Genomic DNA, 24,544 nt, shown 5'->3' with positions numbered 1-24,544 from the left:
ATGCGCAATGTTCAACAAAGACATTACTTGCAACGTCGGTGGTTTTTGTAAATAATTCAGACTTTTTTACTGAACGTTGAAAGCTAAAAAGGAAGGTTAAAGATGCGAAAACTAAAATATTACGTAGCTTGCAGCATCGACGGGTTTATTGCTCACGAAGACGGCACATGGGATGGTTTTCTTTTTGAAGGCGAACACGTGAGTGATTATCTCGAATCTCTCAACTTGTTTGATGTTGTGTTCATGGGACGCAAGACTTACGAAATGGGATTAAAAGAAGGGAAAACTGACCCCTACCCAACTATGAAAAGTTACGTTTTCTCGCGCACTATGAAAGAAAGCCCTGATCAGCGTGTTCAAGTTATTTCAGAGAACGTGGCTGCATTAGTTACAAGTTTAAAGGAAGAAATGGGTCAAGACATCTACCTTTGTGGTGGCGGGAATTTAGCTACAAGGCTTTTGGGTGAGAAGTTGATTGACGAAATCATTCTGAAGGTGAATCCATTTTTGATGGGTTCGGGTATTCCGCTTTTTGCTAGAGTTGCCAAGCAAACTGAACTGGAACTCACCGACAACAAGATTTATGAAAATGGTGTCGTGGTGCTTCGTTATCAGGTTAAGTATTGAAGCGTTTGAGGTTAGAGGCTGTGTTCAAGTTGCTGAGACAATCTAACTTATCTAATTGGATATAGTGACTTATAGCTTAATCACCATAGGGGTTTAAGCTAGGGTCATACCTATATGTCGGTCTTAGCTGAGTCATCAACCGTCTAAGCAGAAAAGCATTTTTATTCCACGCTGTATAAAGAGTAGCTCCTTTTCCCTCCAGCCTCAGAGTCTGTTGCGCTTTGTCGTGGCAGATAGTCGCCAATAGGCTGACAACGGAAACTAAGCCCAGTTCATCGACAAGGGCTTCTAGTTCGTCTTGAGTCATGGGTAAATCTCCAGGGTTGACTATTCCTTTAAGATACCATAAAGTACCCTTGAAGGGTACTTGAGGTATACCTGAAGTTACTTAATTTTCTTGTTCGTCTACAAGGTTATATTCCTTTACAGCCGCCATGACAAGCAGAGTGGACATGGGAACTCCAGTCTGTTGGGAAATTTTTTTCAATTTTTCCTGCAAACGTTTAGGAACTGTGACTTTAATCACAGCCGTCTCTTCTTTCTCAGCCATTTCAAGCAGTCAACGTTAGATGCCATCAGCTTATCTCCTTTCTGACTACCGACAAAGGGTAGTTATAGTCCTTGGTAGTACCGTTTTAGTAATTGGAGTAGGGTAAAAGTACAATAGCAATACTCCATATCTCTAGTCAGGGCATCCTTTTGAATTGCTACCCACTGCTAGTCAACCGAGTGGCGTAGCATAGTTAGAGTGCAGGATAACATCATAGAATAAGCCTGTTAGACTGCTCTGTGCGGTTGAATAGATAGTCATGCCCCTCCAGCAATCGATGGAGATAGTTCTTCAAGATAGTCTGTGAATCGCTATAGCCATATGATGCGAGAGTTTCTAGAAACGTATATCCAAGCCATCAATTTAGATGATAAACAGTATGATTGTTACTTTCCTAATGGCGTAGGTCGTGCGGATTTTCTCCTATTTGAAAAACAAGTTGTTTGTGAATTCAAAGAAACTCAGAAAATAAATGTATCGAGTAAAATAGAAAAAATATCGCGAAGGAAAGATTTGTCAGAACAAGACCTGAAGCGTGATTTATATAACTCAATTGAAAAGGCTTTAAGTAAAGCAAATCAACAAATACAAGATACTAAGCAAGTTTTCGATATTCCAAACGCTTTTGGTTTAATCATTATAGAGAATACAATGCCTAAAGACTTATCTATCTTATCTCTCCTAGACTCAGCTAACAGAAAAATGATTGGAGGCTTAGTCAATACTGACTGCGTCCTGTGTGTGGATTTTATTAATACATTCTCAAATCCAGAAGGCAGGCTATTTAGACCTGTACAAATTCTTTCAAGAAATACAAAGCAAGCTAAAAATTTGAGTAATTTTATCAATCAGCTAGTAAAAGACTTTTGCGTTAAATCAGAAACTCCGCTCTTAACAGATTGGACAATTGAGAAAGCTTCACAAGTTTGGTTTACTGATGCCAATGGTAAATATAAAGCTTACACGGCAAAAGTAGATTTTAAATTACCTGTTTCTTTGAAGAAAGATAGTTGGAAACAACGGGTTTCTCACTTCTTAGACAGATGGTGGTGGGTCATTCCTCTTCCCTTTATCTGTTATGACTGTTATGACTGGTTTGTGCGTTAGGGAGTGCGCGCTACATCAGATAACCCACTTCAAGTCATGAACTTCGTTTCGAGGTTATCCGTCACTGATGAGTTTAGCTGTTAGCATTCCAAGAATGCGATCGCACTAAGTTGAGATTGTCAGTCAACGATTGACCTTGAATAATTACACAGAAGTTGCTCATGATTCGACCGGCTACGCCCAATGACAAGAAAGCTCTGATGGCTATTGCTAATGCTATTGGTATGTTTACGCCGCAAGAGCTTGAAGAACTGGGCGGTATGCTAGAAGAATATTTCTACGGCAACCTCGACCGCACTCATTTCTGGATCGCCTACGATGATGGCGGTCCGGTGGGGGTCGCGTACTACGCGCCGGAGCCGTATACTGATGGGACGTGGAACCTGTACTTTATTGCCGTCCACCCTGACCGTCAGGGGGAAGGAATTGGCGCGAAACTGCTGCGCCACGTCGAACAAATGTTGGCCGCACGAGGCGAGCGTGTGCTATTGGTGGAAACTTCTGGACTACCAAACTTTGAGCGTACGCGGGCGTTCTACCGTAAGCACGGGTACCACGAGGAAGCGCGAATCCGTGAATTTTACAGAGCGGGCGATGATAAGATCATTTTTCGTAAGGCACTGGCCACTCTAGAGTAGTAAGTTGAACCGAGTCAGAGCCAAGATACTTGCGAAATAATGAGAGAGTCAAGCACTGTTGCCTGCTCTGCATTAAAGAGTTTCCTTTGTCCATCTCCGCTGAATCACGAGAGAGTTGCGTAGCTACAAACAATCCTCATCGCTCCGATCACGCTGACATTAATTGCTGGATGTGTTCTGGTTCCTCTCCAAGCCAATCCGGATTCTGGGCAGTGCTGTCGAAAATAGATGAAGTTTTGAAGGGTTCAAACTCGCCGCGTGATGCCACATCTGCCGTTTTTGCTAAAAGCGATCGCACTTGCTGGTCATCCATCGGCTGGAATGTTCGCACGGCTTCAAATGCTTGATCGAGAATCTCCATGCTGTCAATTCCCGTAATCACAACCGATGTGGGCAGATTCAGGGCATAGTGCAGACATTCAATTGGTGTGACTGTATTTGACCGTAAAAGAATCCCGTTTGCCATACTTTTCATGCCCAGAACGCCAATATTTTGTTTGACCAGTTCTGGCACAACTAGCTTGCCGAAGCTGCGGTAGTGAGCATCCATCACATTAAGTGGCATCTGGGCTGCATCAAACTTAAATCCGTTTTCCGCTGCAACCTCCAGCATATGCAAATGGATATGAGGGTCTTTGTGTCCAGTAAAGCCAATGTATCGCACCTTACCAGCTTCACGCGCCTCCATCAGTGCCGCATTCGCCCCTTCTTCGTCGAAAACTCGGTGCGGATCTTCGTACCGGATAATTTCGTGATGCTGAACCAGGTCAATGCAATCAACTTGCAGGCGTTGCAGTGACTCATCTAGCTGTCTTGCGGCTTCTTTTTTGGAGCGACCATCAATTTTCGTCATCAGGAACACTTTATCCCGATAGCCACCGCGAAGCGCTTGCCCCATGCGACTCTCGCTAGCTCCACCATTGTAATCCCAACTGTTATCCATAAAGGTGATGCCGCGATCAATCGCTGTGTGAACAATACGGATCGCCAGTTGCTCGTCAACGTGCTTCAAGCTAAGATGCCAGCCTCCCAGTCCGATCGCAGAAACTCTTTCTCCTGTACTGCCCAGAGTTCGGTATAGCATTTCTGAGTTTGATGTACTTTCTGACATCTTTTCCCCTTGTATGTCAGCTATGGCTGAAGTTTATTTCACTGTGAGCCAATTCAAACATAAGGAAACGTTCACAATATCTGCCTAGAGACACAACTTCGTTGACCAAAGAAAGGCAGAGGGTTCCAGGGCAGAGGTCAGAAGGGATTTATCAAAAGTCAATCCGGCAAAAAGTATCTGACATCACATCTTGATCAAGTTGGTTTAATTAAAATTCTTGGAAGACACGACATAAACAAGAAAAACTTATCTAAGTCCGACGTTTTAATTTACATAAAATAGTCGAAATTTCTAGCCCAATCGCCCATCGCCGCAAGTTGTTTTGCTGTCAGGGAAGCAGGCATTTCTTCCCTTCCAATTCGGCATCTTCAGTAGTCTTGTTCTACTAAATTTAACCCTGTCTTATTCGGGAGTTAAAAGAAGGCTTATAAGATTTTTCAAGAAATTTTGATGCGAAATTTCTCGAATTTTAATCTTCTACCCTCAATCGATGAAATTATCAAGACGTAGGTTTTTTACCTTGGCGGGCGCAAGTGCTGCTGGCGTTACCATGGTTTCCCCACTGGAAGCCTTCTATGCAAGAGTTGCCAACGGTCAAGTAGCAAAGGGTATTGGCTACGGTTCACTCTCGCCTAAGCTGCCTGTAAATGCAAATGAACTTACGAATACTCTGATTGGCGACTTAAGTAATACTGCTATCCTGGAACTGCCTTCTGGCTTCAACTATAGAGCACTATCTCTTACAGGCGAGCTGATGGATGATGGAACACAGGTGCCAGGTTCTCATGATGGCATGGCTGCCTTTGAAGGGCCAAATGGAAGCACAATTCTCGTGCGGAACCACGAAGTAAGAGCAGGTGGATCTAATGCAGTCGTTGCACCTAAACTATACGACCAGCTTGGGGGAGGCACGACAAATCTAGTTGTTGGTTCCAACCGTAAGCTGATCAAGCATTTTGCTTCTTTAGGAGGTACAATTCGTAACTGTGCCGGTGGTCCGACTCCTTGGGGTTCTTGGGTTAGCTGCGAAGAAAATACCTCCGTTCCAGGCAGCGATAATACTTTGGCTAAGAGGCACGGCTATAACTTTGAGGTTCCTGCAACCGCAGATATCGTAACCGTTGATCCATTACCTCTGGTGGCAATGGGACGCTTTAACCATGAAGCGATCGCAGTGGATCCGGCCACTGGATACGTCTATGAAACTGAAGACAGGGGTGATAGCTGTTTCTACCGCTTCCGTCCCCAACAGAAAGGCAGTCTGCGAAGTGGTGGAGAACTTGAAGCGTTGGTGATTCAGGGAGCGCCCGCAGATACCCGCACAGGTTATCTTGGCTATAAAGGCAAACCTCTATCAGTTAGTTGGGTCAAAATTGATGATGTTGACCCTGTTGATGATACTTTGCGAATCGAAGCCCAAGGCAAAGGTGCAGCCATGTTTGCACGGGGTGAAGGTGCTTGGTATGGCAATGGTCTGGTCTACTTTGTTTGTACCAGTGGTGGTGATATTGGGAAAGGTCAGGTTTTTGCCTACAACCCCAATTACGATACGCTTACTCTGGTTGTTGAGTCTACCAGTGCTAGCGAACTGGATAACCCGGATAACATTACTGTTACTCCCTCTGGTGACCTCTTGCTCTGCGAAGATGGTGATAGTACCCAATACATTGTTGGGGTTAACCAAAAAGGCGAGTTGTACCAGTTTGCCAAGAATAACCTTAACACTAGCGAATATGCTGGTGCCTGCTTCTCACCTGATGGTAAAACTCTGTTTGTAAATATCCAGTCTCCTGGAATTACGCTGGCAATTTGGGGTCCTTGGGCGAAAAGCTAAGTTTAAAGTTACTACATAATCGTAGTGTTTCTATTAGTTGCAGGGTGTATTGATACTTGCAGGGCTACTCAAGCAATAAACCGAAGTAGCCCTGCTTTTAGTAAATATTGATTGAGTGAAGTTGCAATAAGCCAGAGCTTCAATTCATGGTTTTTTGTTTTCAAAATAGTTGAAATGGCTGGAAATTCCATGAGCAAAATTGGACGATTTGTCTGCACAGTCAGTTGGTTACTTGTGCATTGTTCCATCGGTATTTTGGGTTATCAAAAATCTGCGCTATCTGAATCTGCTTACCTTGTAGCCATCGATCCGGGAGACTTGGTTTGCTATATGCAAACACGAGATGGGAGAATTATCAACCTCAACAAACTTTGTATTAATAACACCAGAAGAAACGAAACTATTTTATCAACAACCGATCAGCAGTTTCTTGAAGAATACCAAAATTTTTTGAGAAAACGAGCGGGTACATCGCCGTTGGTATCAACTGCTTTAGCAAAACTACAGCAATCTCCCCAAGCAGTTGTTGAACGTGCCCAGGAAGTTTGTGCAACTATTAGATCTGGGAATCAGCATAATTCGACACAGCAACCTCAGAGAAATATTGATGCAGACTTGATCAATACAATGGCAGTAGATTATTATTGCCCTGACTTGGATGATTAGTTCGATCTTCGGCTATTGGCAGTGGGTACACTTGAGCATGATTATGTTTTGTTGTCTTTATCCTTTATTTCAGGCGATAAAGTTAAATTGAGCCGTTAGATCTCCAGTCCAAACTACCTGAGAGTTAATAACATGGCAGAAAAGCAATCTTTTATTTTGCGGTATCAACAAATTGCAGACAGTTTGCAGACATTCTCACACCCCTGGAATCCGAAATCCGAAATTACAGGGACATTCTTGGGGCGAATGGTTGGACTGAAGCGCACTGGAGTCAATTTTGCCAAAGTTCCTCCAGGAAAGGAATCGTTTATTTATCATTCCCACTACTGTGAGGAAGAATGGATTTACATTCTATCGGGCTACGGAATTGCGGAAATTGATGGGGAAGAATTTGAAGTTGGGCCAGGAGACTTTATGGCATTTCCAACTCCTTCGGTAGCTCATCACCTGAAGAATGCAGGTGACGAAGATTTAGTTTACCTGATGGGAGGAGAAAACCTCGATGTGGAAATTGCCGATTTCCCGCACCTAGGAAAACGCATGTTTCGCCGTGAAGATGCTGTTGAAATTTTTGACCTAAAAGATGCGAAACCTTTTGGAGGATTAGACACCTAATGACTCTGTCAGTATGCCGAAGCCTGATACCCAAATAGAAACTTTTCTTGCCATAAATTGCCAAGAATGGCGGCAATGGTTAGATAAAAACCATCGCACCTCTAGCGGTGTATGGCTTATCTACTACAAAGTAAAAAGTGGTAAACCAAGCATTCGATATAGCGAAGCGGTCAAAGAAGCATTATGCTTTGGTTGGATTGATAGTAAAGTAAAATCATTAGATGAAGAACGCTATAAGCAAATATTTACTCCTCGAAAAACGAAAAGCGTATGGTCAAAATTAAATAAGCAATACGTTGAAGAACTTATAGAACAAGGGTTGATGACGGAGGCTGGTTTTGAAAAAATTGAAGCAGCCAAACAAGATGGCTCATGGAATGCTTTAGATGCAATAGAAGCATTAATCGTTCCGACAGACTTAAAGCAAGCGTTAGAAGCCAACCAAACTGCCAACAGGTATTTTGAGGTATTTAGTAAATCCGCCAAAAAGAGTATACTCTTTTGGATTGAAAGTGCTAAGCGTCCGGAAACGAGATTGAAGAGAATTGAGCAAACTATCAGCTCAGCGGCGCAGAATAAAAGTCCCTTGGCACCATCATGATGCCACCTTTGCCTCAACCTTAGCCTAATAATCGCGTCAGTTTGGGGAAAATCTTGTAGTAAAGCCCTGCATTGGCGATAAAATCATTAATATTTTCTCAGACAAAATAAAGAAGAGAGCCACGCTAGGCGACTCTCCCGATCATCAGGGTGCATCTAATACTCACAAGTATAGCTATCTAAGATGAGGGGTGTCACCCCCTATTTATGAAGAATTGATGAAGTTAGGATTGCTTCTCTATATACTGAGATCGAGTAGAACCCATAACTCTACTAGAAAATTGTGGTTTCAAAATTGAGCGTTACTTGATCACAAGGATGGGTTCACTGGCTGAACCCATCCCAGAACCCCAGTTACCCGAAGGCTTTACCCTGCGCCATCTTAGGGGTGAACAAGATGCCCAGGCTTGGGTAGAAATGTTCAATGAGACATTTATTGATCACTGGAATTACCATCCTCAAACGATTGAGACTTTTAACTTTCAGGGGGCGCTTGTCGCACCCTGAAGTCAACTAGCTAAAAATAGAAATATACCCTACCGGGTAAAGATTTCAGCCGTTGAGGGAACCAAGTTTACTTTTTAATTGATTTTGCCAGAGCCAGGTTTCTGTGAGAAAATCGATCGCAGATAGAGCTTGTTGCCTACCTGAGTTATCTTGCAGCGAACTAAAGAACTCTTAAGCCTACCGTTAGCTTAGTTAATCCTGCCAAGTACTTGCACTTACACTGTGCTAAGTTCCTTGCTTAATTTTTGCCTAATTTCGTGATTAGACAAACACACACAGGCATCAGGAAAAAGTGGGTGACCAGGGACTCGAACCCTGAACCAATGGATTAAGAGTCCAGTGCTCTACCGTTGAGCTAGTCACCCGCTAACTCAGTATATCAAGTTTCGCTACAACTGGGCTATTGCTAGTCGAGAATATCTATCTTTCATGACCTAAACTGGCTTAGTCTAGCTTAGTAGAGACTTTACTGTTGGAAAACATTGTGCTTTTCCTAGGGAAATAGAGAACTAGCAGGAAAAAACTAGAGTGGATTATTGCCACGCATAGTAACTGAAGAACTCTACTTTAGTAACTAGCAACCCCTCCATCTCTGCGTCGATCAGCAGCACCTTCAATTTTTCGCTCTTCAGTTTCTAGAACAGTATGAACACCACCAAAAAATACATTTTTTTCTTGCCAGCGAACTAACTTATAATCGTCGGCAAGTTGAGTTTTACTAATTTCTGTTTCGGCAAATCCAGGTTCCAGATGAAAAACATTGTTTTCCCAGTGAACCCTAGGGCTATTAACTGCTTTTTCTGCCGACATTTTAAAATCTAAAATGTTAGAAATGACTTGTAAAATTACTGTTCTGATTCGGTTAGAACCACCAGAACCTAAAACAATTGCTGGTTGATTATTCCTCAAAACTATGGTTGGTGCCATCATGGAAGAAATTCTGACATCTTCGCGCCACTGATGGAATCCTTGGGGATTTAAGTCTTCTTCTCCCAGCATATTATTCACCATAATGCCTGTGCCGGGAATGACATATCTAGAACCTTCACCATTAGAAGTCGTCACACTGGCTGCATTACCTTGATCATCTACAACACTAATATGAGTGGTACTTCCCCATTTATTGACAGTTTCTGTTAACTTATCTTGATATTCGGCAAGATGTTTATGGGATAAAAAAGTATCAGCAATGTCGGATTTGTAAAGATGGTCATCGTATCCATTGGTTCTGGCTTCATTAGTCATTTCCATCACTTTAGCCAGAATTTCTAAATGACAAGCACTGCCAAATTCAACACCAGAAAAATCAACTGGTGATAGCAGTTGCAAGGCAAAAGCAATCAGCGCACCACCGGAACTGGGAGGAGGATTAGTCAATAAAGTATTGCCGCGATAATTGATAATGAGTGGTTCTCTCTCAATCACACGATAATTCTTGAGGTCTTCTAGAGTTATGTATCCTCCTAAATCTTGGCAATCTTTAACTAATTTGTGGGCAATTGCTCCTTCATAAAATTCTCTTACGCCTTTTTCAGCTAAGTAAGCTAGAGTTTCGGCAAACTCTCTCATTACCAACTTACTTTCTAGAGCAATTGGCTCACCAGTAGGCACAAAAACTTGCTTTCCTTCTCGGTAGTCTATAGTGATTGGCTTCAGAATATCTAGTAAACAATAAGCTTGAAATTCGCTTAATTTAATCCCCTTTTTGGCATAATCTATGGCAGGTTCGGCAACGACTTTAAAAGGTAATTTTCCCAGCTTTTCATGAACCTGAAATACCCCAGCAATATTTCCTGGCACGGCCATAGATCCAAGTCCGATATGAAACTCTTGCACGGCATCCCCAAAATCTACTTTAACGGGGTAAAAGTTAATTCCGTTGTGATTGATTTTTTGACGCGGTGTTTGAGTAAAAAAATCAAATAAAATATTTTTATTTGCCTGAGTATGTGCTAAGAGAAAACCACCACCAGCCGCAGAGGTTAAACCAGGTTCCGTAACAAAAGAAGCTAAAATTGCTGCGACTGCTGCGTCAAAAGCATTCCCCCCAAGGCGAAACATTTCTATACCAGCTTCGGCAGTTTTCTGATGTCCAGCCGCAATGACACCACGAGTCTTTTGATTCATAGATTTTGAGCTTCAGCAGTAATGATATCGGTAGTTTATTAATGTATAGATTTCCTTCGCCTGCTCTTATTCTCAATCGGGATAATTTTCAAGTATTGTTATATTAATCCGATGCTAGCAGCCAAAAATAAGGCTTGTTTGCCAATAAAATTTTATCAACTTATCTGGGCAATTTTCCTTGGCAGTCATCTTCCTGAAACAATGACCAGTAAACGTTTATACCACATTGGTTTTGGTCGAGATGACCTTGGTGGGCAACCTCCTAGCATTGCTTTATTATCCGGTGATCCCGAACGTGCTCTTCTGATTGCCCAAGCTTATCTAGAGGATGTGCAACCGTTGTCGGAGAATCGAGGACTCAATAGCTATCTTTGTACCTTACCAAACGGGCGTCCAGTTTTATCTGCTACTAGCGGCATGGGTGCGCCTTCTCTCAGTATTGTAGTTAATGAGTTGAGACAACTAGGAATCCAGCAAATTATTCGTTTGGGAACTTGCGGTTCAATTCAAGCCGATGTACCAGTCGGTAGCATTGTGATTAGCAGTGCGGCATTATGCAGACAAGGTGCAGCCAACGATATTGCACCTGTTGAGTATCCAGCGGCTGCTGATCCATTTCTCACAGTGGCCTTAGCTAAGGCAGCACAAGAGTTAGAAATCGAGTATCATCTTGGCATTACAGCATCGGTAGATACTTTCTATGAAGGGCAAGAACGCACTGATTCAGCTAATCCATCTTTAATGCGATCGCTACAGGGAATTACGGAAGAATACCGACGTTTAAATATACTTAATTATGAGATGGAATGCGGCACACTCTTTAAAATGGCAGGAGTATACAATTTTGCTGCTGCTTGTGTTTGTGGTGTAGTTGTTCAGCGCACTACAAGCGAAAACGTCGGCTTGGAAAAGAAGGCTATTGCTATTGAACGGGCGATTAAAGTAGCAGTGTATGCAGTTGCCAATTTAGAATAATAGCGAGTAACAAGATTAAGCCTTGGCAAAACAACGACTCGATATATTATTAGTAAACCTCGACCTTTGTCCCTCACGACAACTAGCACAAAGGTTAATTCGTGCTGGTGAAGTGATGGTTAATCAGCAAGTAATCGATAAGCCAGGAACTGAGGTTGATATCAATGCAGCTATCAAGGTTAAGGAAAAGCCACCCTACGTTTCTCGAGGCGGCGAAAAGCTTGCCAAAGGCTTAGAAATATTTGCCATTAATGTGCAGGGACGCATTTGCTTAGATGGAGGTATTTCTACTGGTGGCTTCACAGATTGTTTGCTGCAAGCTGGCGCCAAGTTGGTTTACGGTGTTGATGTTGGCTATGGACAAGTTGCTTGGAGTTTACGCAACGATCAGCGCGTAATTTTGAGAGAACGCACCAATTTGCGTAATCTTTTAACTACTGACTTATATGGCGACAACCAACCAGCCGATTTGAGTGTTGTGGATGTCTCCTTTATTTCCCTAACTAAAATTTTGGATGCTTTGTGGCATTTACTGCAAGCGCCCCGTGAGGTAGTGTTGTTAGTCAAGCCGCAGTTTGAAGTAGGGCGATCGCGTGTTGGTAAAAAAGGTGTGGTGCGCGATCCCAAAGATCATGCTGAGGCGATCGCCCAAGTCTTAGAAGCTGCAAACAAGCTAGGTTGGGTTTATCAAGGCTTAACTTGGTCGCCACTCACAGGACCTGCTGGTAATATTGAATATCTACTCTGGCTGGGAATGGAGAGTTCATTAGCACCTCCCGATTTAGTAGCAATTAAACAGATTGCTCACTCAGCAGTTGCTCACTTCCGGGTTGATAATACCTGTAAAGATAGCATGGAGACTCCTCACATCAGAGAATTTAAGGAGTAGGTTGGAGCAAGCTCCCGATAGTCACTTGTGGTAAACCAGAAGTGACTTACAGTCATTTAACCCCAGCCTTAGGTATAGCAACCAAAATATTTGCCTCTGTAGGGTTCTCTAGATGCAGCTTAAAGGGGAACCCGTCACTTAGTCTTGTATTTTTTCAATAAACATTCCGGCACAAGTGAGATTGGCTTTGAAGTCTGTTTGAGGCAACTGATGACTAGAAGCTGCTCAAGTCAAGGCATCAGATTATACAGACGTTGTTAAGTAGTAAAAGAAAAAGCCGATGAAACTCACTTATCGTGGTGTTAAGTATCAATCTCAAACTCCTATCCCAGAAACAACCGAGAGTGAGATTGGTGGCAAATATCGCGGTGTAAATTTTAAATTTAGGCAAAAAAAAGCAATTTTTATACCTCATTCCAGCTTAAGACTGAAATATCGTGGAGTGACGCATTTAGCTTTTGGTCGCTCTTGGCACCGACTCCAACTCAATGATTTGACTTGCTCAGGGCAATCTTCTATCTAAATGGAAAATAGAAAATGGTTAATGGAAAATTGAGACTATAAGCCAGATTCTGGTGTATACAGTTCAATTTTCCATTTTCTATTAACCAGGGGAATGGGTAGCGAGATTTTCAATCAAGGAAGAACACTGAAAAACTCAAGAAGCAACAGCCAAGCCACTGTGCCTCAGCAGCGGTTCTGTACTAGGTTGGCGACCTCGAAATGCTTGGAATACCGCCATGGGATGCAAGCCACCGCCGAGAGCCAACACTGTATCACGGTAGCGCTTACCAGTGGCTGCGATCGCTTCTTCGTTTTCTAAACCCGCTTCTTCAAAAGCAGCAAAGGCGTCAGCACTGAGTACCTCAGCCCATTTGTAGCTGTAATAACCAGCTGCATAGCCACCAGAAAAAATGTGACCAAAGGCGCACAAAAAGTTGTCTTCTGGCAGTGGGGGTAAAATTGTTGTGGTTTTGGCAATACGGTTACGTACCTCAGCAGGAGTTTCCGGACTACTTGGCTGATAGCGGTGGTGCAACTCCAGGTCAACAAAACTAAAGTGAAGTTGCCTTAACATTGCTGTGCCACTCATATAGTGACGTGCTGCCAGCAGCTTCTGGTAATAATGCTCCGGCAAAGGCTCACCCGTTTCGTAATGCTTTGCCATTCCCATTAAAGTGGGTCTATCGTAGCACCAGTTTTCCATAAACTGACTGGGTAGTTCCACCGCATCCCATTCCACATTATTAATACCAGCGGCTCCAGGATAATCTACCTTCGTCAGCATGTGTTGCAAGCCGTGGCCAAACTCATGAAATAGAGTTTCCACTTCACTGAAGATCATCAGGCTAGGCTTGCCATCTATCGGGGGAGTTTGGTTACAGTTTAAATACGCCACTGGTAAGCGAGTGGTTGTCTTGCCAGCTTCTGTAATTTTGGCACGACCAATGCAATCATTCATCCAGGCCCCGCCACGCTTTTCGGCAGGACGGCTGTAAGGATCTAAATAAAAATAGGCGATAGGGGTATCTGTCTCGTCGGCAATTTGGAAATAGCGGATATCTTCGTGCCACACTGGAGCAGTCCCATCAGCAGCCGTGACAGTAACCCCAAACAGTCGTTTCACTAGGGCAAACAAGCCGTCAAGTACCTGAGGCAGGGGAAAGTAAGGTCGTAATTCTTCTGCACTGAAAGCAAATTTTGCTTCTCGCTGACGTTCTGACCAAAAGGCGATATCCCAGTGCTTTAAATCACTGGCTTCTGGGGCTCCTTGAGCAGCAGCAAAAGCTTTGAGTTCTGCTAACTCTTGAGCAGCGGCATCATAACTGGCGCCACGCAGTTCCTCAAGTAGTTTCTCCACCTCTGCTACGTCAGGAGCCATTTTACTGGCAAGGCTTAGCTGAGCGTAACTCTCAAAGCCTAGCAGTGCCGCTTGTTCTTGACGCAGTGCTAAAATCCGCTCAATCAACGGAGTGTTATCTAACTCGCCCCTAGAAGCACGGCTGAGAAAAGCTTTGTAGAGTTGCTCTCGCAAATCTCGACGAGTACTGTGCTGCAAAAAGGGAACATAGCTGGGATAATCTAGGGTGATCCGCCAGGGTCCATTTTCTGCTGTAGCGCCAGCCTCGCCAGCTTCCCGAGCTGCTTGAGCAGCTAAACTAGTTAAGCTGGGCGGCAAGCCATCTATCTCCTCTTTGCTAGTGAGTGTCAGGCTGAAGGCCTTAGTGGCATCTAGTACATGGTTGGAGAACTTGGTGGCAATTTCTGCCAATTCCATCTGAATTCCGTTAAAGCGATCGCGTTTTTCTCCTGTCAAACCGACACCGGAAAGCTCGGCATCTCTGATAGCTGCTTCGGTAATTCGCTGTTGAGCAGGCTCTAGATTGCTCCAATCTTTCCCTTGTTGTAGTGCTTTGAATGCTTCGTAGACAGGCTTGCTTTGGTTAAGCTTATTCATGAATTGCACAACTTGGGGTTGTACCGTTTCGTAAGCTTTACGTAGTTCTGGGCTATTCTTGACACTCATCAAGTGATCCACTGCTCCCCAACTCCAGGTGAGGCGCTCCGCTAAGCGGTCTAGTGGTTCTACTAAGCCACCCCAGGTAGGTACTACCCTCCCTTCTAGACTGGTCAATTCTGCGTCGAGTTCAGCCAGCAGCTGCGTCATGGCCGGCACTACCTGTTCTGGCTTGATGGCTTCAAATGGGGGTAATCCTTTGCCGATTAACAAAGGGTTGCCACTGATAGTTGCGTTAGCAATCATAGGTATCTTTCGAGTTGGGAATTTTTGGCTAAATCCCTTTTAATTTGGTATGGTGACTCCTTTTATTATGGTGAATTTTTAATTGGTGTTAAACCTGGTGTTAACCTAAGCCGCCCCGTCACCAGGGCGACTCGGCTTCAGAACCGGACGTGAAAATTTCTTTTCATCCGGCTCCTCAGTGGTATGGTGCTTATCCAATTGCAGACCTACAGCTTTATCATCCTTAGCTGTTTTCAAATCGTGGCAGTGTCGATGGAGCATTTGTAGATTTTTGTATTCATCCTTTCCACCTTTCGATTTGGGGATTTTATGGTCTATTTCTAATACGTCTCCATCTTTGAAATACATTCCACAGTAGGTACATTTCCCTTTTTGCTTCTTCAGGAGTGTTGCCACTCTAGTTGTTGCTTCAGGGTGGTTACCCATTCTTGTACTCCAGTAAATTAGGTTGCCATCGTATGGGCTGGCATCGCCTTTAACCTTGTTGTGCCGGACTATAGGAGTTGCAGCATATTTTAGTAACCGCTTCGGGTTTTTACCCTCTTGCTTGGTTGCGAATACCCAATTGTCACCGCCAATAGTTTGCCAGTATTTTTTGGCTATCCATTCCCCCGACTTGTTAGGGTGGCGGCGTTTTGCCCAGGCTCGGAGTTTTTGGTACACATGGTTATCTAATTGTGTGTAAGTTTCTTTGCTACACACGCTTGAGTAGTAGTTTGCCCATCCTCTTATGATTGAATTTAGATTTGCAATTAACGCCGTTTGTGGCGCTGACTTATGGGCGTTGATGACACTACATACTCGGTTGTAATGTACCTTTTGTTTCTCTTTGCTTGGGGTAATGATTGGCTTGAATCCTAGCAGTTCACCCTTTGTGTCTTTTCCCGAATGATGTTTAGACACTCGGTACTGTCTGATATTGAACCCAAGGAAATCGAATCCTGGGTTTTTGCCTTCATACTCGTTTAGAGTATGAAGCATCTGGGTTTTACTAGGCTTCAATTCCAAACCCATGCCTTTTAACCATTCGGAGATTATCTCCTTGCATCTTTGGACAACAGATTCTTCTTTGTGGAGAATCACAAAGTCGTCGGCGTAACGGATAAGCTGAGGGGAGGAAAAGTAAACCCCTTTTACTGACTTCTCAGGAAAAGTCTGTTTTATCCGATTTTCCATACCGTGGAGGGCAATATTTGCTAGTAGCGGAGAGATGACCCCTCCCTGTGGTGTACCCTCAGATGTTGGAAATAGCTGCTTATCATCCATTACTCCCGCTTTAAACCATGCTCGAACTTGTCGGCGTATGGTGGGGAATGTATTTAATTTTATGAGCAGCGCTTTATGGTCAATGCAATCGAAGCACTTGGCAATATCGGCATCCAGCACATATTTGGCTTTGGCGTTGATTGCTTTAAAAATTGCTTCTATTGCATCTTGGCATGAGCGTCCTGGTCGGAACCCGTATGAATTAGGTTCAAATTTAGCCTCCCATTCTGGCTCAAGAGCCAGTTTGACTAAGGCTTGCAAAGCGCGGTCATTCATTGTCGGGATGCCCAACGGTCGCTTCTCATCCTTTCCAGGTTTTGGTATCCATACACGCCTGGTAGGAGCGACTTTTGAGCCTAATTTTAATTCGGCAACCAGAGTGAGACGTTGCTTTGGAGTTAGGGATTTGACCCCATCTACACCCGCCGTCTTCTTCCCCATGTTGTCTTGTGTAACCCGTCTAACCGCTAAACACTTTGCTGACCAAGACTTCATTAGCATCTTCTGGAGTCTGCGTACTGCTTTGACATCACCACGACTAGAGGCTTTGTAGATTCTTTTTTGCAACTTATAGACTTTTCGCTCAAGCTTTTGCCAAGGGATAGTCTTCCATTCCACCGTAGTTTTTACACTCGTTTTAGACATATTCATTGCTACTGGGACTCCACATTCCCTATCACCGTGAGTCTGTTAGCATATCCTCGCCATTACAGTGAGGCGTTCGCTTCTGACTCAATCCCGCCTACTCGCAGCATCCGGTTAGCACCTGCTCAGAGAATCGACCACCCTGAGAGCATACGAGAGGTTACTTCGTTCCTGATAGCCATTATTTGGAACCTTTAGAGCGATGCTATCCACCGGGTTTATATTGGGAGTGTTATTGGTCGAGATTAAAATCGCCAACCCCTTATCCTTTGCCTTTTGGCTCCAGCGTAAAAAGCCTTATTTCGCTGGTTGGTCATTACGATGGTTCTGATACATCTTCACTTTCGTTACTCATGGATTCTTGCTCGTCGGGAACCAACTTAGGCTGTCAGTCTACCCGTCTTTTCATCCCGCTTCAGGCTTTGATGGCTAGTCGCAAACCTGGGGATGATGCTTTTACCCCTACACCTGGGGGAGCAGGACTTGAGTTTTCTAGGGTACTTGCTCTCACCTGCATGGCTATCAAGTTGTCAAGGTTCTGTTTGGGTTGCCCCTTTCTTTTCCTTGCCTCTCATCTCTCCATTGCTGGATTTCGAGAGAACGAATCGCACTTAATCGTTGACCTCAAGAATCTATCTGAAAAATCCCCAGACTTAGTGATCTCTCAAATCTAATCTTGACAGATCAAGTTGAGACAAGAGGATGACAGGGGGTAAATTTTTTGAGATTTGCCCCTAAATTTCATCTTGACACTCCACTAGCTTCCTGGGGAAGTTCCAGACTATTATCCATCATTGCCAACTCGTTACTTCTTGGCGGCGCAAGGATTGGTTTTATCGGCGGCGGCACAAGGATTAGTTTTATCAGCGGCGGCACAAGGATTAGTTTTATCAGCGGCTGCACAAGGATTGGTTTTATCGGCGGCGGCACAAGGATTAGTTTTAGTCGCAGCACCACTATCAGACTTGGGTTTAGCCGCGCAGGGGTTACTGCAACCAGTAGCTAGTCCTAAGCCGAGGATTGAAGCAATAGCCAGCGTAGCGATGTATTTAACTCTCATAATTGCCTTAATTTAGTGAAATAGTGGGTTGATAACAGCAGAACATTGTCTGGGCTTAACTAATAATTTCACCTAACCAAGATGAATCTCTGCTGAAAAAGAGCTTAGTACTTGCTTAGAAATCAGTGTTGTTTCTTTTGCACCGCGTCTTAGTTTGACTAGGCTCATTGAAGCGTTTTATGTAGCTAAGTGGCATTGCCTCTAATCAAGTAAGCGCTGTGTTGTAAGGATTCTCAGCGAATATTATTACTAAACTAAGGAAAAACTCATTTTTTTTGAGAAAAATTTTAATAGACTCAAACAGTGTAGCCAGAAGCTTTAGGGACTAGATAAAATGAAGAAGATTTTATTAGTGAGTGGTAGTTTATTGATATCGTGGTTTCTGGTTGGTTGTAATAACTCTCAAACAGCTTCTGAGCAGCCCGTTAGTCAAGAGGAGGAGCCACAGGTTATCCAGCTAACTCAAACTGGTTGTCAATTTCTTGAGACAGAGAGTAAAGATTACCAATTTACTACTCAGAGTGAACAGGATTGCCAGAGCCTTAACTCTGATACTTTGGTTAAACGGCAGAGTGGCTTTAAACCTCTAAGTCTTAAGCCGGGAGACTATATCTTTCGTGTAACTAATCGTGATGTTCCTTACGAGCTAGGGTTCTATTTACGGGGCGAGGGTGTTAACCAGGTAACCTTGCCAAAAGTCAGTGGCGGTGGACTTACGCAAGGTACAACTCAAGATTATCGTGTTACCCTTCGCCCCGGTAAATATGTCTTTAGTTGCCCTCTCAATCCTACACCTGATTACCCTTTAGTTGTGCAATAGATAATGGAAAATAGTGATTTATTAATAACCGCAGATGGACAGTGTGAAGTCTGCACTGTTTCCCAAGATTTGGCATCTACTGCTCGTCCTTATCGACTGTATCGATTCTTAACTGATATGGAAGATATTCTCGAAACAGTCACCGACGATCGCCAACGCCTAGAAAGGATTCGTCCTTTAGTGCGCCGTTTGCTCACTAGTTCCTACTGGCTACAAGGCGAATATCGTGAGCCTAATCCTGATACAGGTTGGTCAGTTCTTACCCTATATGAAGAACCAGATTTTCCCTTAACCATACAGACGACATCATGGCTACCAGGAAGAGGATCACCGATTCATAATCATGCTACTTGGGGAGTAGTGGCGCTTTTAAGTGGACAAGAAAAAAATACATTTTGGCGGCGAACTAATCAGCAAGAATTTCCGGATCGCATTGAACAAGTTGGGGAGCAGGTTGTAGCAGCAGGCGATATCATTAGCTTTCTACCTGAGGCTATCCACCAGGTGGAAATTGTTGGTGATGAACCCTCAATTACCTTCAATATTTATGGCGAAACTGACTATAGTCAAAGATTTGAGTTTGATGCAGTTAACCACACAGCACAAAAATTTTAATTAATTTGTTAACCTCAAACCTTTAGATAAAAAACTGTCTATTGATAGCTGAATTGAAAAGCAAAATTTAGCAGTTTTTAATTAATTGTGATTCACACTCACAAAAATCCTGATTTATTTGCACCGGAATTTCAATCTGAAATGTTGTCCCTTTTCCTGGTGTAGACTCACACTGCAAAACACCACTGTGCTTTTCTACTACAATTTGATGGCTAATTGATAGTCCGAGTCCTGTACCTTTGCCAGATGGTTTGGTGGTAAAAAATGGTTCAAATATGCTTTCTTTGACTTCTGGGGTCATACCTAGTCCATTATCGGAAATTTGGATGATTACCACAGAATTATCAGTACTGATACTAGTGCGAATCGTAATACAACCAAGATGATTGGGGATATCTTCTAGGGTATCAATTGCGTTGCTCACCAGGTTTAAAAATACCTGACACATCTGCCCAGGATAGCACTCAACAGGCGGTAGAGTGCTATAGTCTTTAACAATCTCAAGACCTCGGCAATCGCCGTGAGCTTTTAGACGATGCTGTAAGATAAGCAATGTACTATCAATAACTGCATGGAGATCGACCACCTGACTTAGACTCTGATCTCGGCGAGAAAAGTTACGTAGCGAGAGTACAATTTCACTAAGGCGATCGGCTCCAACTTGCATTGAAGCGATTACTTTGGGCAAGTCTTCGAGCCAAAAATCTAAATCTACAGCCTCAATCTTGGCTTGTATCACTGGGTGCAGATCCGAGTAATACTCTTGATAAAGTTTGTGCAATTCAACTAAATATTGAACGTAATCACTGGCATGGTGTAAGTTACAATAAATAAAACTGATAGGATTATTGAGTTCGTGGGCAACACCCGCAACCATCTCACCGATACTAGATAATTTTTCAGCCTGAATTAGTTGAGCTTGAGTACGTTGCAAATTTTGTAAGGCTTCTTCTAGTTCCTGAGTTTTTGCTTCAGCCATAGCCTTAGCTTGGCAGCTTTTTTTATATAGTTGAATTTGTTGAACTTCGATATTAAACTCATAGGCATCACTTTCTTTTTGGTACTGACTAACTACCGCTTCTAATCCTTCCACTAGACTTGTTGCTGACACCCTCAAAATGTATTCTAAATGAGGATTTTCTATTGTCAGTTCAGTAAAATTTACTTTTGCTAAAGCCCTAACTTGACTGATGTAGTCACGAATTTGTTGGTCAAGAAAAACTGGTGCTTCAAAGTACATTTTCTTGACTGCTTTTGAAGGGTGACCAGGTAACTTCATTGCTATATCACCTTGAAGTAGACCTTGGTGAGACTTTTCCATCAAGTCAACGGCTACTAGCATTTCTTGTTGCCATTTTTGGCACGTTGAGTAGTCTTGATTGAGTACTAGTCTTAAGGCAAACAAGGCAGCTCGCTGGGACAGCATGCGCTGGCGTCCACTGATATTGATTACTGCTGCATTAATTTCTCGCACTGCGATTATTTTATCTAGGTCAAAGTAGTTTGCCAAGTCACTCCCCTGCGGTAGCTTCCAGTACAAAAAAGTTGTTAAAAGACTAGCACAAATAAAACTTTTATACCCAGCTCTTTGGGTTGAGTAAATAAGACCTTAAAAACCATTAAGCCTATGATCTCAATCGCTTTGCTTGAGAGGAATTTCAATCCAAAATTCGCTGCCTTTCCCTGGTTCAGAGATACAAGTAAGAACACCATGGTGATTCTCTACGATAATCTGGTAGCTGATAGAGAGTCCGAAACCAGTGCCTTGACCAACAGGTTTGGTACTAAAAAATGGGTCAAATATTTGTGATTTTATTGTCTCAGTCATTCCCGGCCCATTATCAGCAATTTGAATAACAATCTTTTGACCTTTTTGTGAAGCTGGGACAGCGGTATCTAACGGTTGTTGCAGTTGCTGACTACTAACTAAAGAAAGAGACTTGTCAGTTGAGTCAGAACTGCCGACAAGACTGGTACGGATGCTAATCTTAGGTGAAAAATTCTGCTGAGTACCTAAACTTGAAAGCTCAAAAGCTTCTACGGCATTGGTAAGGATATTCATCAAGACTTGGTTCAGTTGTCCTGGGTAACAATCTATCGGTGGTAAGTTACCGTATTCTCTGATCACCTCAATTTTTAGATTGGAACTTTTGGTCTTTAACCGATGCTGCAAAACCATCAGAGTGCTCTCAATACCTTCGTGTACATCAACTTGCCGCTTTTCCGCTACATCTAGCCGCGAGAAATTTTGCAGGCTGAGTACCACTGTCCGTATGCGTTCTGTTCCAACGTGCATCGAAGAAAGGAGTTTAGGGAGATCTTCGGCAATGAAGTTGATGTCGATGAGTTCTGCTTCCTCGGCGATTACAGCAGGAGGATTAGGGCAGTGTTCCTGATAAAGATGTAATAAGCCCATAATTTCACACAGGTAGGCACTGGCATAGGTTAGGTTGCCGTGGATGAAGCTAACAGGGTTGTTAATTTCATGGGCAATACCAGCCACTAATTGTCCTAAGCTAGACATTTTGGCGCTTTGCACTAGCTGAGCTTGAGTGGTTTTGAGTTGGTTGAGAGCCGCCTCTAGTTCTTGGGTTTTCTTGTGGGCAATTGCTGCCGATTGACGGGCATGATTGTAGAGGGCAGCTTGATCAATAGCGATCGCCAATTGTACAACCACTGCTTGCAAAAGTTCTACCTCGCTATCATCCCAAACTCTTGCTCCTGTACATTGATAGCAGCTAATTACGCCAATTTCCCCGGCATAAGTCTCAAACGGTATGGATAACACCGAGGTGTAGCCCATATGCAGCAAAAACTGCTGTACTTCAACATCGCCGTAGCTAGCAACTTCATCTACTTGGATAATTTGTCGGTTTAAAAGCCGTTGGGCAAAAGCCCCCATTTCCTCTGTCGTGTACTTACCAATCTGGCTAGATAGGGTAGGCTTTCTGGCTTCGTTGGCCACCTCCCAAGAGATGGCACCCGATTGCTTTTTGCACCAGATAAAGTGGCACCTGTCAATGTTTAACAGGCTGCGGATCGACTCTACAGCGGTTTCCAGGATTGTATCGAGTTCTAAGGAATTACGAATTTGAGTTGCTAGGCTGAACAGTAATGATTCTCGGCGGCTGAGCATTTCTGAGCGTGCCCAGTAACGGTCAACTGCCACGGCGATCGCATTGGCAACCCAACTTAGAGTATGACTAGATTTTGCCGTGAGTTGTCCGTTAGCTAAAAAACCCCTCACTCCCCTCAACTGGTCTTCCACCACTGTGGCTAATGCTGAGAGCCGCGTCCGCTTCAACAGAGCCGCCTCTGCCTGTTTCCACTCGCTGACATCACTAAAGAATACAGATAAGCCACCTTCGTAGGGATAGGCTCTCACCTGAAACCAAAGGTTCAGGTGCTGATCAAACTCTTCAAATTTGACACTGACTTGTTCAGCAACTGCTCTGCGATACTGCTTCTCAAACTGGGAACCGACGGTTTCAGGAAATATCTCCCAGAAGCACTTGCCTAGTAACTGCTCTTCAGGTCGCGCGAGAAGCTGCTTAGCTTTGTGGTTAATGTAAGTGAAGCACCACTCTTCGTCCAAGGCAAAGAAAGCCTCAGCAATGCTCTCTAAGAGATTCAGCTTATCGCGGTTAGCTTTGAGCAACTGAGCCTCTGCCTGTTTGCGGCTAGTAATGTCTTCAATGACACTGATGCAGTAGTTGGGGACGCCTTGGGGATCACAGGCAACAGATTGGGTAATATTCACCCAGATTGTCGCACCAGTTTTGTGAATGTAGCGTTTTTCCAGGTTGATTGTTTGCCTCTGACCACTAAAAAACTCCTCTAGACAAGCCTGAGTAGCTGCTTGGTCTTCTTTGCAGGTAATCTCTAGGACAGTTTTTTTCAACAGTTCCTCTTGAGAGTAACCAGTGATCTGGCACAATTTTTGGTTGACCCGCAGCAACTGACCATTTGCCCCAACCTGAGCGATGGCGATTCCTGGTTGCTCGAAGGTAGCTTTAAAGAGTTCCTCGCTTTCATGCCAAGCTGCTTCAGCTTGTTTGCGCTCTGTGATGTCCATGAGTATCCCATCCCAGAGAATATCGCCGCTGCTCTGCAATTCAGGTTTTGCTGATGCTTGCAACCATTTGAGTTTCCCTGATGGTGTGATAATACGCCCTTGCCATCTCCAAGACTGCAAAGTCTTGGCTGAGACAACCACAGATTCCTGGAAGGCTTCGCGGTCATCAGGATGAATTGCCTCAATAATTATCGCAGCATTCTTTTGGATGAAACTGGGCTCTAATTCGTAGATATCGCGAGCGCCCTCACTGACAAAAGGAAAGGAGACAGATCCATCTGTCCGGAGCAAAAATTGGTAAATCATTCCCGGTACATTAGCCGTGAGCTTTCGGAAGTTAAGCTCATAATCTCGCGCAGCCTGCTGTTCTGGTTGAGTCTGGCTAATCTCAGAGGAAACAGTAATTTTTGAATTAGTTAGTTTCTTTTCTGGGGTGCCAGTATTGTTGCCATTGGAGGTTTGAGCCCATAGTTTACTGGTGGCTAAACGGTTCTGAAGGAGGATTAGTGCTGTTGAGAGTATCATGAGCAAAGTTATCGCTGAGCTAGGGAACGCGACGGGGAAGCCTTGCCAGGCGAACAACTGCATCAACCAGATCACTATGCCGATGAGCGTACCTCCTGCTAACAGCCAGAGGAAACAAATAAGACGTTCGTGAGTGCTAGTGACTTGCTCCACCAGTTGAGTACAGATGTAAAAAGCAATCAGAGCGATTAGCATGCCAACGGCAAGATCGCACACAAGCGGAAGTACCACAAGGTGCAGGTTATTGGTGCTAGTAGTTGTCATACCCGATCTCCATCCCAGACCTCTGGGAATTTTAGACCATGTTGGTCTATACTCAGCTACCGTCCGATGCACCCTCCTCTCACCTTGGCGGTAATTGAGAACTACTGTCTTATTGCACACTCACCTGGATGCTACTGCTGAAGAAAGTGAGCTTATGTATACACGATATAAGGTTGCTCAGAAAGTAGATATCCGTGTACTCACTTAAATCTATATTACGCTGTATTACATTGATTTACTTAATTTACAACATCACAAAGGATG

Annotated in this window: 23 protein-coding genes and 1 tRNA gene; 15 read left to right on the top strand and 9 right to left on the bottom strand. The window is 43.7% G+C overall.

What is annotated here, in order from left to right:
- Positions 1-102: 102 nt before the first annotated feature.
- Entirely contained in the window at positions 103-627 is a 525-nt protein-coding gene (locus ACT7WV_RS06400) for a dihydrofolate reductase family protein (RefSeq protein WP_445102107.1), read from the top strand.
- Between the two features lie 76 nt (positions 628-703).
- Here the strand turns inward: ACT7WV_RS06400 and ACT7WV_RS06395 are convergent, their stop codons facing one another.
- Together ACT7WV_RS06395 and ACT7WV_RS06390 are read right to left on the bottom strand one after the other, a co-directional pair.
- Complete coding sequence (locus ACT7WV_RS06395) at positions 704-934, bottom strand: hypothetical protein (protein WP_445102106.1); 231 nt, start codon at positions 932-934, stop codon at positions 704-706.
- Positions 935-1,015: 81 nt separating this feature from the next.
- Positions 1,016-1,177, bottom strand: a complete 162-nt coding sequence (locus ACT7WV_RS06390; RefSeq protein ID WP_445102105.1) for a ribbon-helix-helix domain-containing protein — start codon at positions 1,175-1,177, stop codon at positions 1,016-1,018.
- Positions 1,178-1,480: 303 nt separating this feature from the next.
- Here ACT7WV_RS06390 and ACT7WV_RS06385 point away from each other — a divergent pair, with 303 nt between their 5' ends.
- Together ACT7WV_RS06385 and ACT7WV_RS06380 are read left to right on the top strand one after the other, a co-directional pair.
- Positions 1,481-2,284: a hypothetical protein gene (locus tag ACT7WV_RS06385; RefSeq protein ID WP_445102104.1), complete on the top strand. Its 804-nt coding sequence runs from the start codon at positions 1,481-1,483 to the stop codon at positions 2,282-2,284.
- A 161-nt stretch (positions 2,285-2,445) separates the two neighbouring features.
- Positions 2,446-2,922, top strand: a complete 477-nt coding sequence (locus tag ACT7WV_RS06380; protein WP_445102103.1) for a GNAT family N-acetyltransferase — start codon at positions 2,446-2,448, stop codon at positions 2,920-2,922.
- Between the two features lie 148 nt (positions 2,923-3,070).
- On the opposite strand, the gene ACT7WV_RS06375 is transcribed toward ACT7WV_RS06380, so the two are convergent.
- Positions 3,071-4,033, bottom strand: a complete 963-nt coding sequence (locus ACT7WV_RS06375) for an aldo/keto reductase (RefSeq protein WP_445102102.1) — start codon at positions 4,031-4,033, stop codon at positions 3,071-3,073.
- Positions 4,034-4,523: 490 nt separating this feature from the next.
- Here ACT7WV_RS06375 and ACT7WV_RS06370 point away from each other — a divergent pair, with 490 nt between their 5' ends.
- From ACT7WV_RS06370 to ACT7WV_RS06350, 5 genes are all read left to right on the top strand, one after another.
- Positions 4,524-5,867: an alkaline phosphatase PhoX gene (locus ACT7WV_RS06370; protein WP_445102101.1), complete on the top strand. Its 1,344-nt coding sequence runs from the start codon at positions 4,524-4,526 to the stop codon at positions 5,865-5,867.
- A gap of 111 nt (positions 5,868-5,978) precedes the next feature.
- Positions 5,979-6,533 (top strand): hypothetical protein, encoded by a 555-nt coding sequence (locus tag ACT7WV_RS06365; protein ID WP_445102100.1) that lies wholly within the window; start codon positions 5,979-5,981, stop codon positions 6,531-6,533.
- Between the two features lie 132 nt (positions 6,534-6,665).
- A complete protein-coding gene (locus tag ACT7WV_RS06360; RefSeq protein WP_445102099.1) occupies positions 6,666-7,148 on the top strand; it encodes a cupin domain-containing protein in 483 nt (160 codons plus the stop codon).
- A gap of 13 nt (positions 7,149-7,161) precedes the next feature.
- Positions 7,162-7,749 carry a YdeI/OmpD-associated family protein gene (locus tag ACT7WV_RS06355; protein WP_445102098.1) on the top strand — a complete coding sequence of 196 codons (588 nt, stop codon included), beginning with the start codon at positions 7,162-7,164 and terminating at the stop codon, positions 7,747-7,749.
- 317 nt (positions 7,750-8,066) lie between these two features.
- A complete protein-coding gene (locus tag ACT7WV_RS06350) occupies positions 8,067-8,255 on the top strand; it encodes a hypothetical protein (protein WP_445102097.1) in 189 nt (62 codons plus the stop codon).
- A 293-nt stretch (positions 8,256-8,548) separates the two neighbouring features.
- Here the strand turns inward: ACT7WV_RS06350 and ACT7WV_RS06345 are convergent.
- Positions 8,549-8,620 (bottom strand) — tRNA-Lys (locus ACT7WV_RS06345).
- A gap of 202 nt (positions 8,621-8,822) precedes the next feature.
- Positions 8,823-10,382 carry a gamma-glutamyltransferase gene (gene ggt, locus ACT7WV_RS06340; protein WP_445102096.1) on the bottom strand — a complete coding sequence of 520 codons (1,560 nt, stop codon included), beginning with the start codon at positions 10,380-10,382 and terminating at the stop codon, positions 8,823-8,825.
- A 201-nt stretch (positions 10,383-10,583) separates the two neighbouring features.
- Between ggt and ACT7WV_RS06335 the strand changes: the two genes are divergently transcribed.
- The 3 genes from ACT7WV_RS06335 (at position 10,584) to ACT7WV_RS06325 (ending at position 12,769) form a co-directional block, all read left to right on the top strand.
- Complete coding sequence (locus ACT7WV_RS06335) at positions 10,584-11,357, top strand: nucleoside phosphorylase (RefSeq protein ID WP_445102095.1); 774 nt, start codon at positions 10,584-10,586, stop codon at positions 11,355-11,357.
- Between the two features lie 22 nt (positions 11,358-11,379).
- The gene (locus ACT7WV_RS06330) at positions 11,380-12,246 is read left to right on the top strand and encodes a TlyA family RNA methyltransferase (protein ID WP_445102094.1); all 867 of its coding nucleotides are present in this window, start codon (positions 11,380-11,382) and stop codon (positions 12,244-12,246) included.
- A gap of 280 nt (positions 12,247-12,526) precedes the next feature.
- A complete protein-coding gene (locus tag ACT7WV_RS06325) occupies positions 12,527-12,769 on the top strand; it encodes a DUF4278 domain-containing protein (RefSeq protein WP_445102093.1) in 243 nt (80 codons plus the stop codon).
- A gap of 135 nt (positions 12,770-12,904) precedes the next feature.
- Here the strand turns inward: ACT7WV_RS06325 and ACT7WV_RS06320 are convergent, their stop codons facing one another.
- On the bottom strand, positions 12,905-15,010 hold the full coding sequence (locus tag ACT7WV_RS06320; protein ID WP_445102092.1) for a M3 family metallopeptidase: 2,106 nt from the start codon (positions 15,008-15,010) through the stop codon (positions 12,905-12,907).
- A 105-nt stretch (positions 15,011-15,115) separates the two neighbouring features.
- Positions 15,116-16,921 carry a group II intron reverse transcriptase/maturase gene (ltrA, locus tag ACT7WV_RS06315; protein WP_445105584.1) on the bottom strand — a complete coding sequence of 602 codons (1,806 nt, stop codon included), beginning with the start codon at positions 16,919-16,921 and terminating at the stop codon, positions 15,116-15,118.
- A gap of 353 nt (positions 16,922-17,274) precedes the next feature.
- On the opposite strand from ltrA, the gene ACT7WV_RS06310 reads away from it, so the two are divergent.
- The 4 genes from ACT7WV_RS06310 (at position 17,275) to ACT7WV_RS06295 (ending at position 19,416) form a co-directional block, all read left to right on the top strand.
- Positions 17,275-17,595 carry a hypothetical protein gene (locus ACT7WV_RS06310; protein WP_445102091.1) on the top strand — a complete coding sequence of 107 codons (321 nt, stop codon included), beginning with the start codon at positions 17,275-17,277 and terminating at the stop codon, positions 17,593-17,595.
- Between the two features lie 120 nt (positions 17,596-17,715).
- A complete protein-coding gene (locus tag ACT7WV_RS06305; protein WP_445102090.1) occupies positions 17,716-17,997 on the top strand; it encodes a hypothetical protein in 282 nt (93 codons plus the stop codon).
- Positions 17,998-18,315: 318 nt separating this feature from the next.
- Complete coding sequence (locus ACT7WV_RS06300) at positions 18,316-18,801, top strand: hypothetical protein (RefSeq protein WP_445102089.1); 486 nt, start codon at positions 18,316-18,318, stop codon at positions 18,799-18,801.
- A 3-nt stretch (positions 18,802-18,804) separates the two neighbouring features.
- The gene (locus ACT7WV_RS06295; RefSeq protein WP_445102088.1) at positions 18,805-19,416 is read left to right on the top strand and encodes a cysteine dioxygenase family protein; all 612 of its coding nucleotides are present in this window, start codon (positions 18,805-18,807) and stop codon (positions 19,414-19,416) included.
- A 67-nt stretch (positions 19,417-19,483) separates the two neighbouring features.
- Here the strand turns inward: ACT7WV_RS06295 and ACT7WV_RS06290 are convergent, their stop codons facing one another.
- Together ACT7WV_RS06290 and ACT7WV_RS06285 are read right to left on the bottom strand one after the other, a co-directional pair.
- Positions 19,484-20,926, bottom strand: a complete 1,443-nt coding sequence (locus ACT7WV_RS06290; RefSeq protein WP_445102087.1) for an ATP-binding protein — start codon at positions 20,924-20,926, stop codon at positions 19,484-19,486.
- Between the two features lie 123 nt (positions 20,927-21,049).
- Positions 21,050-24,280 (bottom strand): PAS domain S-box protein, encoded by a 3,231-nt coding sequence (locus ACT7WV_RS06285; RefSeq protein ID WP_445102086.1) that lies wholly within the window; start codon positions 24,278-24,280, stop codon positions 21,050-21,052.
- Positions 24,281-24,544: the final 264 nt, after the last annotated feature.

The organism is Symploca atlantica LB2515, assembly GCF_052546295.1.
The sequence above is the reverse complement of the archived record's forward strand: the minus strand, read 5'-3'. Positions and strand labels throughout refer to the sequence as shown.

Coding starts and splice junctions, on each gene's coding strand:
- ACT7WV_RS06400 (WP_445102107.1), top strand. CDS start 103: ATGCGAAAACTAAAATATTACGTAGCTTGCAGCATCGACGGGTTTATT.
- ACT7WV_RS06395 (WP_445102106.1), bottom strand. CDS start 934: ATGACTCAAGACGAACTAGAAGCCCTTGTCGATGAACTGGGCTTAGTT.
- ACT7WV_RS06310 (WP_445102091.1), top strand. CDS start 17,275: ATGGATTCTTGCTCGTCGGGAACCAACTTAGGCTGTCAGTCTACCCGT.
- ACT7WV_RS06285 (WP_445102086.1), bottom strand. CDS start 24,280: ATGACAACTACTAGCACCAATAACCTGCACCTTGTGGTACTTCCGCTT.
- ACT7WV_RS06350 (WP_445102097.1), top strand. CDS start 8,067: ATGGGTTCACTGGCTGAACCCATCCCAGAACCCCAGTTACCCGAAGGC.
- ACT7WV_RS06360 (WP_445102099.1), top strand. CDS start 6,666: ATGGCAGAAAAGCAATCTTTTATTTTGCGGTATCAACAAATTGCAGAC.
- ACT7WV_RS06370 (WP_445102101.1), top strand. CDS start 4,524: ATGAAATTATCAAGACGTAGGTTTTTTACCTTGGCGGGCGCAAGTGCT.
- ACT7WV_RS06375 (WP_445102102.1), bottom strand. CDS start 4,033: ATGTCAGAAAGTACATCAAACTCAGAAATGCTATACCGAACTCTGGGC.
- ACT7WV_RS06325 (WP_445102093.1), top strand. CDS start 12,527: ATGAAACTCACTTATCGTGGTGTTAAGTATCAATCTCAAACTCCTATC.
- ACT7WV_RS06355 (WP_445102098.1), top strand. CDS start 7,162: ATGCCGAAGCCTGATACCCAAATAGAAACTTTTCTTGCCATAAATTGC.
- ACT7WV_RS06320 (WP_445102092.1), bottom strand. CDS start 15,010: ATGATTGCTAACGCAACTATCAGTGGCAACCCTTTGTTAATCGGCAAA.
- ACT7WV_RS06390 (WP_445102105.1), bottom strand. CDS start 1,177: ATGGCTGAGAAAGAAGAGACGGCTGTGATTAAAGTCACAGTTCCTAAA.
- ltrA (WP_445105584.1), bottom strand. CDS start 16,921: ATGTCTAAAACGAGTGTAAAAACTACGGTGGAATGGAAGACTATCCCT.
- ggt (WP_445102096.1), bottom strand. CDS start 10,382: ATGAATCAAAAGACTCGTGGTGTCATTGCGGCTGGACATCAGAAAACT.
- ACT7WV_RS06295 (WP_445102088.1), top strand. CDS start 18,805: ATGGAAAATAGTGATTTATTAATAACCGCAGATGGACAGTGTGAAGTC.
- ACT7WV_RS06335 (WP_445102095.1), top strand. CDS start 10,584: ATGACCAGTAAACGTTTATACCACATTGGTTTTGGTCGAGATGACCTT.
- ACT7WV_RS06300 (WP_445102089.1), top strand. CDS start 18,316: ATGAAGAAGATTTTATTAGTGAGTGGTAGTTTATTGATATCGTGGTTT.
- ACT7WV_RS06380 (WP_445102103.1), top strand. CDS start 2,446: ATGATTCGACCGGCTACGCCCAATGACAAGAAAGCTCTGATGGCTATT.